The sequence below is a fragment of the Coleofasciculus sp. G1-WW12-02 genome (genome assembly GCF_040219735.1).
Taxonomy (GTDB): Bacteria; Cyanobacteriota; Cyanobacteriia; order Cyanobacteriales; family Coleofasciculaceae; genus Coleofasciculus.
Window position 1 is genome coordinate 1 of record NZ_JAVJRX010000043.1, and the last position, 13,629, is coordinate 13,629.

The following is a 13,629-nucleotide window of genomic DNA, read 5'->3' on the forward strand; positions in this document are numbered from 1 at the left end:
AAAAAGCCTTAGAGATAATCCGAACTAGGGAAGTATTCGGAAGTCTGTGCCAAACCGAGACGATGGTGCGGTATTCAACGGTTTAAATCGCCGTTTGTCCGGCAATCCCTGTCCTCACGAAGTAGGGCAGGGTTATTGAACGGCGTTAATTGTAGAAAATGACGGCGCTTGAGTTTCGGTATAATGTCATGTTTCCCCTAAATCGGTCTATGATCGGGCAAGACGGGTCTATGGGGGCTAACGTTTCCCTCAACAGGAAATTCTGGCAGACAACCCCAGGGGGAGCGATCGCGCTTTTGGCAAAAGCTATAATTTTAACCAATCTGGCAGGTTTTCACCCATCGCCGGACAAATGAAAAATGACGAAAATGAAAAATGACGAAAATGAAAAAAGTATTTTTTTTACTGGGTGAACTTAATGATGATGACATGGATTGGATGATCGCGGTGGGAAACCGAGAGGAAGTTGCCGCCGGAACCGTCCTGATTGAGGAAGGCAAACCCATCAATACTCTCCTGATTCTGCTGGAGGGAACGTTGTCGGTATCCGTTTCAGCGTTGCAAGGCAAGACAATCGCTCGATTAACCAGTGGTGCGGTTGTGGGGGAAATGTCCTTCGCGGATACTCGTCCTCCCTCTGCTACCGTTCAAACTGTGGAAACCTCTCTCATATTATCGATTCCTCGCCATCATCTGTTGGAAAAACTCCAAAAAGACCAAGGATTTGCCTCACGCTTCTATCGCGCGATCGCCATTTTTCTGTCTACTCGACTGCGGGGTACGGTTCGATATCTGGGTTATGCTACAACTGATTGGCTCAAAGACGATAGTGAGACGGAAGAACTATCCCAAGAAGTCGTTGATAATGTACCTCTTGCCCAAGCCCGATTTGATTGGTTACTGAGGCGTTTGCGAAATAATGAGCATGCGGTGCTTCCAGAGTGATGGGTGTAGGGGAGCGGGGGAGAGATTCTCGAACTTGTGTATTATCCGATACATCTTTGCGTTCAATCCCTCCGTCCTATAAAAGATTTGATTATCTAGGAATTCCTCCCAATCTAGAGTTTAGCCTTTTTTCGGTGGACTCGCAGCCTCTTTATCAACCTTGGGTACAATGTCAGGACGTTCCTTATTTTCCCAACCGACTGGACGCTTAGAGTTATACCAGGCGATAGAGCCAAGCACTACAGCAGCAATAAAGCCGACAACATAGACCAATGTAAACGAGAAAGGAAATTGAGACCCTTGAGCCGCTGCTGCTTCCATTAATAAATTCATAGATTCACTCCTTATCCTATTTCGGTTATCCTATCAAAACTTGACAGACGTATCTATCACCCCTGAGACCGAATTACACTCCCAGGGGAGCCGGGGAATCAGGGGGGAGGGAGTATTCAAAATCATGCCATTGAGCAAGGCGTTGGGTCAAAACTTTATTCCTCAGACGCGGGAGGAGCAGCGACTGGCGCAGGTGGAGGCGCCGCTGGAGCTGGTTCAGGTGCAGCTTTGCGCGAGGCGGGAGGCGCTGGGGGCGGTGCTACAGGCGCTGGGACAGTATTGCGCTCGACCGGGGGAGCCGAAACCGCCGCTGGTTGAGCTGGGGCTGTGGCTGGGGCTGGGGCTGGGGCTGGCTGAGCGGGTCTGGGTGCGGGTGCGGAGCGTCTGGGTGGTGGGTTGCTGGGCGCTGTGCTGCGAACCGGGGCTTGGGGACGGGAGGAACGGGCGGGTGCAGGTTGGCTCCTGGTGCTGCTGCGACTGCTTCCACTATTGGTATTGGTTGAACGTCTTGGGGAATAACTACGGCTGGTAGAACGAGAGGTTGATCGGCTGTTGTAAGTAGAAGCGCTGCGGGTTGTCCGCCTGCTTCTGGAGCTAGTCTGGTTTGTGGTATTGGATTTCTTGGTATAGGTTTTTTTCGGCTTGATCGGCTTAGCTTCAATAGTCCCTTCTCGACCATCTAATTTGTCGGGTCGATCTGGAAAGTCTTCCTCCCTCATATTTTCGACGGCTTCTTCCATAAACTCACGCCAGGTAATCGCGGCTGTGCTACTGGCTCCCCAAGTGGGTTTATTGTCATCATTGCCGAGCCAGACACCGGTAACCAGTTGGGGAATGTACCCGATGAACCAAAGATCACGGGCTTCGTCTGAAGTGCCTGTTTTGCCCGCTACGGCGCGATCGCGCAGTTGAGCGTTCCCACCTGTCCCGGAGGTGACCACATTGCGGAGCATCCACGTCATGATCGCGGCGGTGTCTTCGTCAATGGCTTGCTCTCTTTGAATCTGTTCTCGATAAATCACCTTACCCTGTCGATCCAGGATGCGGCGAATTCCATGGGGTTGGACCTGTACGCCAAGAGTTGCTAAGGTACCATAAGCACTGGTCAACTCCATTAAATTCACTTCTGAGGCGCCCAATGCCAGGGAATAGGTTTTGTTGAGGGTCGATTCAATACCCATTTTTTCGGCAATTTCCACCACCGGGTCCCAACCCACCTTAATTAAGGTTTTAACCGCCACAATGTTAACCGAATGGGTGAGAGCATCCCGAATCGACATCCAACCGCGAAACGTTTCGCTATAGTTCTTCGGTTCATAGCCATCAACAACAAAGGGGGCATCTTCATAACTTTGATAGGGAGAAAAACCCGCCGCGATCGCGGTTGTGTAAACAAATGTTTTAAATGTCGAACCCGGTTGACGTTGTGCCTGGGTCACGCGGTTAAATTGTTGATCAAAGAAATCCTTGCCTCCTACCATGGCTTTAATTTGACCGTTACGCGGATCAATTGCCACTAATGCCGCTTGTTCAAACCGTTGGTATTTGCCATAGGTTTCTATTGTCTCTTCCACTGCTGCTTCTGCTGCCATTTGCCACTGAGGATTAAGGGTTGTTTCCACAATCAATCCCTTTTTACCCAAGACATCTGAGGGAACATATTTGGGTAGTTCCTGTTGAATATATTCAGTAAAATAAGACGCCTGTCGGTCTAACCGCTTGGGATTGCTGCGCGTTGTCCTCAGGGGAGTCGCGATCGCGGCGTCTGCTTCCCCCTCAGTAATATATCCATTTTTCTGCATCCGGCGTAGCACTACATTCCGACGCTCTTGGGCTATTTTTTTGTTAATAAAGGGGGAATACTCGCTCGGTGCGGGTGGTAAGGCTGCTAGGGTTGCCATTTCCGCTAAGGTCAATTCTGTGACGGGTTTACTAAAGTACACCCAAGCCGCATCCGCGACGCCATAAGCCCCAGAACCCAAATACACCAGATTTAAATAGCGCTCCAAGATTTGATCTTTCTCCAAATCCCGCTCAATTTTTTGCGCCATCCGCATTTCTTTGACCTTGCGCCCTAGGGTGCGTTCCTGATCGAAATAGACAATCCGCGCCAACTGCTGGGTAATTGTACTCCCACCTTCTACCACATCTCTGGCTAACAGATTCGAGAACGCCGCCCGGATAATCCCTTGGTAATCCAGTCCGCTATGGTTTTCAAAGCGTTGGTCTTCAATCGAAATAAAAGCTTGCTTGAGCGTTTCTGGGATTTCCCATATTTTCAGATTGTCGTGGGTAGCAGGTCCTATTTGCTGGAGGATCGTACCATCGGCTGCTTTTATGGTAATTGTTTCATCCCGGATATAGGTCAGCACATCATCGGTGGACTCCGGTAAACTTTCTTCTAGGGCTTGCCAGCTTAAACCGAAGGCGATCGCACCGCCGCTGATCCCCACCATTCCTATCCCCACCCAGAATTTGCGCTGACGATAGACGGGATCGGATCCTGTGAATGACTTAACTAGGGTACTAGAAATTCCCTTGATCCCATTCATTGTCACCGTTGCGCCCCGTCGGCATTGTGTCAACAGACCCAACCGTGATAAAGGTTTAGTCTGGGAGTCGGGTTGAATCTGATCATCTGAGGCAGACTCGGTTGGTTGTTCCGTTACCGCCTCCGAATTCAACTGACTTGATGGATCTTCGTGCTTTGGGATAGAATTTGACACTTGAACTCCTCAATTAAACCACAAGCCGCCATTACTTCTTGCTTATTTTAGGGCTTGGGATCAAAATTTGCCGGATGGATGAAGCCAAGCTTCATGCTCAGTAAAATTCCGATGCTGGAGACTTGGGCCACTAGCGCCATCCTAGCATCGGTTCCGTTGGCTTTGAGGTGTCCCGGGGGTTCAATCGATTTTGTCTGCCAATGATTATCATTTTTTACAATTTAAGTCACTCCAGCGCTCAAATTGTATCTTAACTCTTGGAAAAATCCCACTGGGGAAGCAGGGGGAGCAGGGGAAGCAGGGGAAGCAGGGGGAGCAAGAGAATGCTCTTGCGGATTGGTCTTTCTCCTGTAATAGCTTAGGGAGCAAGCAACACGCCTCAGTTTGTGTCGAACGGCTCGAAACAATAATTGGTAAGGGTTGTGGCTTAAGTTGACACGGATGCACGTCGGTGCGCCCCTACGGTTTCTTTCCTTCTGTAATATGTAATGCTCACCTATTTGGCTTCGGGGTGCTACGCGACTACAAGATTGGCGATTCCACTTGCTCTTCGGTGGATTTATGTTTGCCATTTTCCTCTGATTCTTGGGTAAATTCTTGAAATAACTCAAAAAATTTATTGAGCGCGGTTCTTTCATCTTCAGAATAAAAGAGGATTATATTATCCCAGGATTGTCCTGTGCTAATGTTAAATTTTTTCTTAATCCAATTTTTAAATTCCACAAATTCTTGCTCGTGTTTGGTTTGGGGGATTCCTAATTCGCGGCGGGCTAGGTTATAGCCAGCTAAACAGGAGCGCAGGTTGCTAATATGGGGCTTTCCTAGGTACATTGAAGGTCGTTTTTGAATTTCCTGGATTAGGTCATATAAGTCACTCATCTTCAACCTCTTGGTTTTGATTGTCACTTTATTTTAACTTAATTCCCCTTAAGATTTAAAAGTCAGTCTCTGTAATTTGGAAATCGCCGCCAAAGTCTTTGATGGGACAGTAGAGGTTATTCTGCTAAGCTTTTCGGAAAATTCCCTGGTGATGAATATTATCATAGATGAGTTCTTCTTCCCCTATTTTCACGGCAATTCCTTGATGTTGACCATTGGTGGCAATAGTCTGTTGGAGGATTTCATGATAGATATTCCCGTAGGGATCTTCTGCACTCCCTGTATATAATTTAATTTGTTTGCCAGGAATTCTTTGTTCGATGAGAAATTGCTTGATTGCCTCAGCGCACTGTTGGCATTGAAATATCTGGAAGCGATTGGCAATTTTGGTAATTTGTTGACGAAGTTCTTCTTTAGGCAAGTCTGTGTCAGTAAAATTGATGACTACTGCAGTAGTTTAAGCGATTTGGGCTTAAACTTTTTCGTTCCTTGGGTGATCCCACTCTTTCTCGTTAACCCAACCCTAGCGCGATCGCACTTCTATTTTTACCCTTTTATACAATAGAGGCTTGACTTTGGCTAATTTTTTCGGTATTATTTCATCATGGGAAAATGTGCCAGCCTATAGACTCTTTCCTTATCACTTCAAAAACACAGATTACACCGATTGAATGACATTCCTAAGAAGACTCAATATTGAAGGACACAGATTGACACAGAGGACTTAATAATATCCCGACAATTCTTACATCTTCTGGCAATTGAGAACTAACGCCTCTGTGAAATCAGTGGGACTAACCTTTCACTCCCCAACGCTACCGTTTCTATAAATCCGTGAAATCAGTGTTATTGCGATCGCCTCCGATATTTGGTTAAAATTAAAGGGGTATATACTTCAACACTATAGATGCCTGCTAAGGATATTTATCATAATGCTGTGAGATTTGCATTGGTTAAAGATGGCTGGGAGATTTTAACGGAAGATTATTCTTTAGAGTATGGTGGTGATCGCTTATACGTGGATATTGCAGCGGAAAAACCAATCGCAGCAGCCAAACAGGGTCAAAAGATTCTTGTCGAAGTTAAAAGTTTCTTAGGTCGCTCATTTATTAATGACTTAGAACGAGCTGTGGGTCAGTATATTGTTTATCGAGATATTTTGATAGAGACAGGATTAGATTTTGAACTGTATTTGGCGATTACACAAGGAACCTATAAACGTTATTTCCAACGCCAGTTACCTCAGATGATTATCAATCGGAATCAAGTGAAATTGTTAATCGTTGATCCAGAAAGTGAGGTGATTGTGGAATGGATAGATTAAAGCATTATCGGCAAATCATCCAAGATGTTTTAGCAGAATATCATCAACTCAATGAAAAATCGGGTTCGACAACTGAAAGTGCTTTAGCCTTTGATCAGGTAAACGATCAGTACCTTTTGCTGTTGATGGGATGGCACAACGATGAGCGGATTAAAAGTGTGATGATTCATATCCGTTTAAAAGATAACAAAATTTGGATTGAGGAAGATTGGACAGAGGATGGAGTGGCGACAGAGTTATTGCACAAAGGAATTACACGAGAGGAGATTGTTTTAGCGTTTCATCCACCTCATGTTAGACAATATACTGAATTTGCGTTAGCGTAGCTTACCAAGGGTATCGCGTAGCTTAACCGTTGGTATCGTCTAAGGGTTTACTTGTAAGGAAAGCAGGTGCGATCGCGCTCTGTTTATCATCAATTCGACCGACAGGCGATCGCACTTTATTCTAAACCTAATGCGATCGCACAATTTTTATGGTATACATTTATAATGGTAAGATGTATTCGATTGTCAATCAAACTTCTTGGATAACAACGTGGCAAAAATTACCCTTGAAGTACCTGACGAGTTAAGAGAACAACTGGCACAGGTTGGTGATCGGTTGCCAGAACTCCTAGCACTTAGTCTCCAGCAGCCACCACTTCCAGCTCGTATTTATCACTATATTCTTAACTTCCTGGCAAGCCAACCCACGCCAGAAGAAATTCTCGCGTTCCGTCCGACTCCGGAAATGCAAATAAGACTGCAAACTTTGTTAGCACGCAGCCAAGCCGGAGAAATTACGCTCCCAGAACAACAAGAACTTGATGAGTATGAACGCATCGAACATCTAATCGTGATGCTCAAAGCTGGTAGTCTAGGTCATTTGACGGGGACTGCATGAGTCGTACCTATATTCCGGCTGCACTACGTCGCCTGGTGGAAGAACGAGCTAATTACAGATGCAAGTATTGCTTGGTTCCTAATTCGGTGTCCTTCTTTCCCCACGAAATTGACCATGTAATTCCTGAAAAACATGGGGGTAAAACCGATGCGGATAATCTCGCATTGACCTGTTGGCGTTGTAATCGTCATAAAGGAACTGACCTTGGCTCTTATGACCCGGACACTGGAGAATTTAGTTTTCTATTTAATCCCCGCAAACAGAAATGGTCTGAACATTTTGTGAGTGAGGAGGCGGGTATTGATGGATTAACACCCGAAGGACGGACAACGGTGAAATTACTGCAATTGAATGGTGATGAGCGGTTATCCGAACGAAAGCGATTACGCGATCGCAGCTAATATAACGCTGATTGAAAGTGTTCGGCGAACCAATTGATGGGGCGATCGCACTTCTATTTTTACCCATTTATACGATAGAGGCTTGACTTTGGCTATTTTTTTAGGTATTCTTTCATCATGGGAAAATGTGCCAGCATATAGACTCTTTCCTCATCACTTCAAAAACACAGATTACACGGATTGAGGGTCTTCCGTACTTAGTATGCTAAATTGTTAGTTTTATTAATCCGAATATTGGACAGCAAGAGCTTTAGCCATTTCTTCCCATATTTCAAGTCCTTTTGATGGACTTAGGCGCTACAGTCCTTGTATGTTAAGCTTTATGAGTCCTCAAAGCTGATAGTTTAGCATACTAAGTCCGGAAGAACCGGTTTCCTTGGCTCCACGACTCAACCTAACCCTAACGCGATCGCACTTCTTTTTTAATACTTGTATAATGATTTAAACTTCCTTTCTTTTGCCGTTTTGCCGATTCGCACATATACCTGACCAAACGCTTCTTGTCGTCCGTTCGGATAAATTCGCACCATATTGGACGCGATGGGAGCAGGCGCCTCTCCAAGCTTTATAGAGTCACTCATTGCCCCTTCCACCTCTTTCTCTTTCCAATAGGAGTCAGGGTGATGAATCACTGTGCATTGCTGTGCCATTTGATTATATTCATTCGGCCAGCTATTACAGTTCTGGAAGTGCCATAACGTTTGTTTCTTATCGTCTTCACTCTTTTCATTACTAGCCATGACCGCACATCCATTCATACCTCCGGTGAACACTATTAATCCTTCTTTGGGTATTTTATTTAATGAGATGCTTACATTTCCGATCGTTTTTCGCGTTTCAGACATATTTGGTTTGCCGAATTTGTATGGAAAATAACCGGCTTTTATGTACTTCTGATTCATACCCAATTTGTTTATATTGTAAATCGTCTTACCGTTTTCTGTGTTGGGATTCAACAATTCATCCAATTCATCCTTCGTGAATTTATCATTATCAATCGCTATTTGTACGTACTTCTCTAGGGCGGGTGTGACGATATATGCACCGCCCTTCGGATCGCCTTTATCCGCGTCTGCATTCTCGTAGACCGGGGCTGGCTCGAGCGTAAACCAGTTTTCTGGCTGATTTTCCATAAGAGCAAATAGCTCTATTTTTTCCTTAACAATCTCCCAATTTTGTATGTTTCCGTACCTTCGGTTCAATCCGTCCTCGTAGTCCACCGAAACTATATTTGATTGATTAAATTTAACCGGATCCTGGTTAAATTCGTCCTCCTTCACCCGCATAATCTTGCCTTTCGCTCGTACATCCTGTGCTCGCCCCCCATGTTCCACATCCCTCTGCTGCACAACATGAGTCAACTCATGCGCCAACAACTCCTGTCCCCCCCGACTCCCCGGATTGTATGCCCCTTTGCGAAAGAACACATCTTGCCCCGTGGTAAACGCCTTCGCCTGAATCGACTGATTTAACTGATCCGACGTCCCATCCGTATGCACCCGCACCCCACTAAAATCTGCCCCAAACGCCCCCTCCATCCGTTCCCGTATCCCATTATCTAAGGGTTGTCCGCCTCCCCTTGCCCGTTGAATCGAGGATTCCAAATCCGGCGACGCATCCATTTCTCCCCCTGTAGCATAACGCTGCACCCTCTGCGCCGGGAGATGATCCAATGGAGAGGGTTTCCTCTGCCCCACCGACATCGGCTGATGGATTTCCTTAGCTTGAATCTTCGGCGGCGCATTAATCTGATCCACCACCTGACGCGCTACCCTATCGGCTTCCTGTTCATACGGATCATTCGGTTGTCCAATCGTGAGTTTTGGTTGCAGGGGTGGCAATGTGCGGGGAACCGATTCCGGGGTTAATAAGGTGGAACCCAAGCGTTCCGATGCTTCTCGTTGCGCCCGCATCTGTGCCAATTGTTCCTCATTACTGCGAGTTGACTCAATTTTGGGTTGGGCGACAAAGGGACGAGATTTGATTGGCGCCACAACGGGTAGGATATCCGATTTTTTGGCTTGGTGGAGGGGTTGATGAGTTTCCATGGGATATTGGGGTGAATGGGATTGAATGAACTTTAACGACAACTCCGGGCTAGGAGAGGCGGGGGAATCTGGAGGTATAGGGCATAACCATTGACCCTAAACCCCTGACTCTAATCCGCTAATTTTTCCATAAACGAATAAAGATCAATATCAATCCCCGCATTTAAATCACTAATTTTTTTAATTTGCTCTTTATTGAAATGAATCGCGGGGATATCGGTATAGGCGTAAATGACACCACAGACTAACGCCTCGTAATGCAAACAGACTTGGACTAACGACTCCCAGCCCGTTTCGAGTTGGCTAAAAACTGACTCCAAGTGTAAATCTAACGCTTGTGTCGGGTCAAGTTCGGCGGCTGGATTCAGTTGAGATCTCACTTCCCACACACTAAACTTGCGGGTTCGGGTAGTTGTCCTGCCATTCGGATAAACCACCACATCACCTGTTTTCCACGTCTTGGTGGGTTTGATGCCTACCTGAGTCGTAATTTGGTCAGGATCAAGTTCAACCCCTGACAATTGGAAATAGGCATATACTTCATTCGTCTTTGCCATTATCTCCATCCCCTTATGGATTGGATTTTAGCTCAAAAATCATTAATATTAAGTCCTGTAAAATCTCCGGGCCCTCGTCCCCCTTTCGGTTTCACATAGATATTTCCATCTCTATCCTTGTATAAATCACATTTAGCCGCCCCACCCTCACAATCTCGTTTCAGTTCATGAATATCTTCTCCAGCATCCTTAAGTTCTTGAATCTCTCCATTCGACAGTTTTCTATCACGCGAACCATCGCGTTCAGGATCATTTGGATCAATGTCTTGGGTTTGGGCTCTAAAAACGCCTCGAATAAAATCTTCTAAAGCCTCAATCTGGTTCTGTGTCACCTCCCCAGCTTGCTGAAGGATTGCTTTGGCTTTCTCAAGCGTATTATCAATACCCTTTGCCGACGCACTGACGTGTACCCAGATAACCCTGGTATTCCAAATAACGAACGGGCGATCGCATAACCTGGATACACCTTGAATACCGGGGTACGTCCATCTAGCGTTTGCCATTTTGTACCACGGGCGCTACCTCTTTGGGTACGGCAATGCCGTACCCCTACGATATCGGGCGTATGCCATTTTGTACCACGGGCATCACCTCTTTGGGCACGGCATTGCCGTACCCCTACGATATCTGGTGTTTGTGTGTAAATCCTGAATCCTTATAACCAACCTGCGATCGCATAACCCAAATATACCAAGAATACCAAAGAGCGATCGCGAAACCTGGATACACCTTGAATACCGAGATTTTGTGACACAGGCGCCACCTGTAGGGGCACGGCATTGCCGTACCCAAATGTCTAAATAAGCGAATCAGCCAAAGGGTGCACGTCGGTGCGCCCCTACGATCACCAGCCTTGCATTTCCCCTTGACCTATCGGACGTTCCACCTTCAAACATTCCTGAATCGCCGCCTGCTTAATATGCTTCATCTGCACCGCTTCCCCAGCACCCGCCGCTAAAAACGCCGCATTCATGGCAATCGTCTTAATATTCCCCCCTGCCATATTCAACTGTCCCAACTTCTTAAAATCCAACCCCTCTGTCGGTGTCTGTTGGGGAAACACCCGCCGCCAGATTTCCTCTCGTTCTTGGGCACCGGGATAGGGAAACTTAATAATAAACCGAATCCGGCGAATAAACGCCTGATCCAACGCCGTCTGAATATTGGTCGTCAATATCGCCAATCCCCGATACGTCTCCATCCGTTGCAACAAATAACTCACCTCAATATTGGCATGACGGTCATGGGAATCCTTCACTTCAGAACGTTTGCCAAACAGCGCATCCGCCTCATCAAAGAGCAAAATCGCCCCACTTCCTTCCGCGCCATCAAAGATGCGCCGCAGATTCTTCTCCGTCTCGCCAATATACTTACTCACCACCGCACTCAAATCGATGCGATAGACATCCAAGCGTAAGGTATTCCCCAATACCTCCGCCGCCAGGGTTTTCCCAGTCCCCGACATCCCAGCAAATAGGGCATTTATTCCCAATCCCCGCTGATTCTTATGGGCAAATCCCCAGGTTTCATAGACCCTTCCCCGTTGCTGCACCTGTACCACCATTTCCCGCAGCATCCCCTTCTCTTTCTCCGGTAAAATTAAATCCTCCCATTCCGCTGTTGTCTCTATCCGCACTGCCAAGTCCTGCAACTGGGGACGGGCTTGGGTGCGGCAAATTTCCCACAGGGGACTTTTTGCTACATCTAAGGTGACAGGTTTCGGCGGTGGGGTTTCGGTGTCGGTATGCCTTGTGACTCGGCGTTTGCGGGTGGGTTTAGTTTCTTCTACGGGTTCAGGTTCAGATTCAGGGGTGGCAATGGCGGCTTCTTTGTTGGCAATTTCGTCCTCCAGACTCTTTTGTGCTTGGATACAAACTGTATAAATATCCCTGACACTCAGTTGAAACTGAGACACCAAGGCTTCAATCTCCGCCTCCAGATGCACGGCTTTCTCCCCTAAAGCCCCTTGCCAAATCACCTTCTGTTCCTCCGGTGTGGGTGGCTGCACCTCCCAGGTAATTAGCGATCGCACTCGTTGTCGCCCACGTTCTCGACTACTAACTATTATGGGCAGATTAATCGTATCGATAAATTCGGATAACCCAGAATTCATCCCCTCATCCATCTCATCCCCATCCAGGAACAGCACCGCATGACTCAATCGCCATTCCCGTTCACACAACTGCTTAACTAAATTCAGACTTCCCCCCTGAAACGTTAGCGCCGCTACCGATAAGCGATGGAGGTTCAAATTCAACTGACGACAAACCGCAGCCGCGATCGCGCTTTTACTCAATCCATCCACCCCCGATAACCATACCACAGGCAACAATGTCTTAGATGACTCGACCCAAGTTGCCCCAATTTGCGCCACAATCTGCTCATGGGATGGCGGTAAAACGGCATAATCCTGTGCCTCCACCGATAACGGCTGCACCATTTCCCGCAATCGCGAATCAATATAATCGTCCCCCAACAGATAATGGAAAATCCGCTCATCCATCCGCAAGGGACACTTAAGCCGACTCGTCCCCTCCCCCACTTCAATCAACCGCCACCAGCGCAAAGGCGCATCCGGACGCAAGGCGGCTAAATTCGGCTCAGCCGAAAGCGCCCAGGCTAAACCAAAGGTGGGATAATTCCGGTGCGCTTCCCCCTGGGCTTCAGCACACAACGCCCCCCACTGCTCATCCAATTCCATCCCGGCACAGAGGAGCAATACATCCCGCTCAAACCCCGATAACCGGAAGATCTGACATAGTTGTGTCAACGCCGAGGGTGGTGCATTTTCCTCCTCCTCTGGCGGCGCGATCGCGATCATCTCCGTCTCCTTCCCCTGACGCTGCTCTATCCGACAAATCAGCGCCTGTCGTACCTGTGCGATCGCACTCCTAAGATAACGACTATTTCCCACATACCATTTTGCCCATTCTGTATCCTTCGCTACTGACATTTTCTTAGCGTTCCTCTTATTTTTTCGGCTAAATTTATCCCGTTTTGATAATTGGAACTATTCTTTCCCCAAAAAAGGTTTGAATATTTAAATCAGTGGAAATTATTAACAAAACCTCATAATCGCTCGTTTTTTACGCCGTTGACGAAATAATTAACGAATTTTAAAGGGTTCTGGCGATTGTGAGAGGCTTGTGCGATTTTGGGGTATAGTATTTATTGTGGTTGTGGTGTAAGCAAAATTTATCTTAACGCCGCTAGACTCTTTAAATCTTGGTAAAACATTGTATAAGTTCCGATTTTTATGTCACGCCCAACCTCCCCTCGGACATAAGTATTTTGTTAAAGTTAGGATAAAAATTATTACAAGGTCTTGACAAAAACACAGATTACAAAGAATAAGGAAATGGCACAGACATAATACTAATCGGTCAAATTCTTACAGGATAAGCAATGGTGAAAGCCCTCGCGATTTATCCGAGGGATGAAACCGAGCGAGGCGTTTAGCCTAGCAACTTTAGTTGCTTTTATTGCTAATTATAGGTATAATAATAACATGAGAAAACAGAGTTTGTAGGT

At 46.7% G+C, this 13,629-nt stretch carries 13 protein-coding genes; 5 read left to right on the plus strand and 8 right to left on the minus strand.

Going from position 1 to position 13,629, the window contains the following annotated elements:
• Positions 1-384: 384 nt before the first annotated feature.
• A complete protein-coding gene (locus tag RID09_RS07335; RefSeq protein WP_446335303.1) occupies positions 385-945 on the plus strand; it encodes a cyclic nucleotide-binding domain-containing protein in 561 nt (186 codons plus the stop codon).
• A gap of 120 nt (positions 946-1,065) precedes the next feature.
• Here the strand turns inward: RID09_RS07335 and psb35 are convergent, their stop codons facing one another.
• The 4 genes from psb35 to RID09_RS07355 form a co-directional block, all read right to left on the minus strand.
• Positions 1,066-1,278, minus strand: coding sequence for a photosystem II assembly protein Psb35 (psb35, locus tag RID09_RS07340; protein WP_446335292.1), 213 nt, complete (start codon positions 1,276-1,278; stop codon positions 1,066-1,068).
• A gap of 155 nt (positions 1,279-1,433) precedes the next feature.
• Positions 1,434-3,830: a transglycosylase domain-containing protein gene (locus tag RID09_RS07345; RefSeq protein ID WP_446335304.1), complete on the minus strand. Its 2,397-nt coding sequence runs from the start codon at positions 3,828-3,830 to the stop codon at positions 1,434-1,436.
• A gap of 696 nt (positions 3,831-4,526) precedes the next feature.
• The gene (locus tag RID09_RS07350; protein WP_446335293.1) at positions 4,527-4,883 is read right to left on the minus strand and encodes a hypothetical protein; all 357 of its coding nucleotides are present in this window, start codon (positions 4,881-4,883) and stop codon (positions 4,527-4,529) included.
• Positions 4,884-5,007: 124 nt separating this feature from the next.
• A complete protein-coding gene (locus RID09_RS07355) occupies positions 5,008-5,304 on the minus strand; it encodes a papain fold toxin domain-containing protein (protein WP_446335294.1) in 297 nt (98 codons plus the stop codon).
• 486 nt (positions 5,305-5,790) lie between these two features.
• Here RID09_RS07355 and RID09_RS07360 point away from each other — a divergent pair, with 486 nt between their 5' ends.
• From RID09_RS07360 to RID09_RS07375, 4 genes are all read left to right on the plus strand, one after another.
• Positions 5,791-6,207 (plus strand): XisH family protein, encoded by a 417-nt coding sequence (locus RID09_RS07360; RefSeq protein ID WP_446335295.1) that lies wholly within the window; start codon positions 5,791-5,793, stop codon positions 6,205-6,207.
• Positions 6,195-6,533: an element excision factor XisI family protein gene (locus tag RID09_RS07365; RefSeq protein ID WP_446335296.1), complete on the plus strand. Its 339-nt coding sequence runs from the start codon at positions 6,195-6,197 to the stop codon at positions 6,531-6,533. Before RID09_RS07360 ends, RID09_RS07365 begins: the two co-directional genes overlap by 13 nt.
• A 211-nt stretch (positions 6,534-6,744) precedes the next feature.
• The gene (locus RID09_RS07370) at positions 6,745-7,092 is read left to right on the plus strand and encodes a hypothetical protein (RefSeq protein ID WP_446335297.1); all 348 of its coding nucleotides are present in this window, start codon (positions 6,745-6,747) and stop codon (positions 7,090-7,092) included.
• Positions 7,089-7,493, plus strand: a complete 405-nt coding sequence (locus RID09_RS07375; protein WP_446335298.1) for an HNH endonuclease — start codon at positions 7,089-7,091, stop codon at positions 7,491-7,493. The genes RID09_RS07370 and RID09_RS07375 overlap by 4 nt, the downstream gene beginning before the upstream one ends.
• A 422-nt stretch (positions 7,494-7,915) precedes the next feature.
• On the opposite strand, the gene RID09_RS07380 is transcribed toward RID09_RS07375, so the two are convergent.
• The 4 genes from RID09_RS07380 to RID09_RS07395 form a co-directional block, all read right to left on the minus strand.
• Complete coding sequence (locus RID09_RS07380) at positions 7,916-9,541, minus strand: eCIS core domain-containing protein (RefSeq protein ID WP_446335299.1); 1,626 nt, start codon at positions 9,539-9,541, stop codon at positions 7,916-7,918.
• A gap of 110 nt (positions 9,542-9,651) precedes the next feature.
• Entirely contained in the window at positions 9,652-10,098 is a 447-nt protein-coding gene (locus tag RID09_RS07385) for a DUF4279 domain-containing protein (protein WP_446335300.1), read from the minus strand.
• 32 nt (positions 10,099-10,130) lie between these two features.
• Complete coding sequence (locus RID09_RS07390; RefSeq protein ID WP_446335301.1) at positions 10,131-10,601, minus strand: polymorphic toxin type 33 domain-containing protein; 471 nt, start codon at positions 10,599-10,601, stop codon at positions 10,131-10,133.
• Between the two features lie 341 nt (positions 10,602-10,942).
• Complete coding sequence (locus tag RID09_RS07395) at positions 10,943-13,051, minus strand: AAA family ATPase (RefSeq protein WP_446335302.1); 2,109 nt, start codon at positions 13,049-13,051, stop codon at positions 10,943-10,945.
• Positions 13,052-13,629: the final 578 nt, after the last annotated feature.

Coding starts and splice junctions, on each gene's coding strand:
- RID09_RS07335 (WP_446335303.1), top strand. CDS start 385: ATGAAAAAAGTATTTTTTTTACTGGGTGAACTTAATGATGATGACATG.
- psb35 (WP_446335292.1), bottom strand. CDS start 1,278: ATGAATTTATTAATGGAAGCAGCAGCGGCTCAAGGGTCTCAATTTCCT.
- RID09_RS07345 (WP_446335304.1), bottom strand. CDS start 3,830: ATGAATGGGATCAAGGGAATTTCTAGTACCCTAGTTAAGTCATTCACA.
- RID09_RS07350 (WP_446335293.1), bottom strand. CDS start 4,883: ATGAGTGACTTATATGACCTAATCCAGGAAATTCAAAAACGACCTTCA.
- RID09_RS07360 (WP_446335295.1), top strand. CDS start 5,791: ATGCCTGCTAAGGATATTTATCATAATGCTGTGAGATTTGCATTGGTT.
- RID09_RS07365 (WP_446335296.1), top strand. CDS start 6,195: ATGGATAGATTAAAGCATTATCGGCAAATCATCCAAGATGTTTTAGCA.
- RID09_RS07375 (WP_446335298.1), top strand. CDS start 7,089: ATGAGTCGTACCTATATTCCGGCTGCACTACGTCGCCTGGTGGAAGAA.
- RID09_RS07380 (WP_446335299.1), bottom strand. CDS start 9,541: ATGGAAACTCATCAACCCCTCCACCAAGCCAAAAAATCGGATATCCTA.
- RID09_RS07385 (WP_446335300.1), bottom strand. CDS start 10,098: ATGGCAAAGACGAATGAAGTATATGCCTATTTCCAATTGTCAGGGGTT.
- RID09_RS07390 (WP_446335301.1), bottom strand. CDS start 10,601: ATGGCAAACGCTAGATGGACGTACCCCGGTATTCAAGGTGTATCCAGG.
- RID09_RS07395 (WP_446335302.1), bottom strand. CDS start 13,051: ATGTCAGTAGCGAAGGATACAGAATGGGCAAAATGGTATGTGGGAAAT.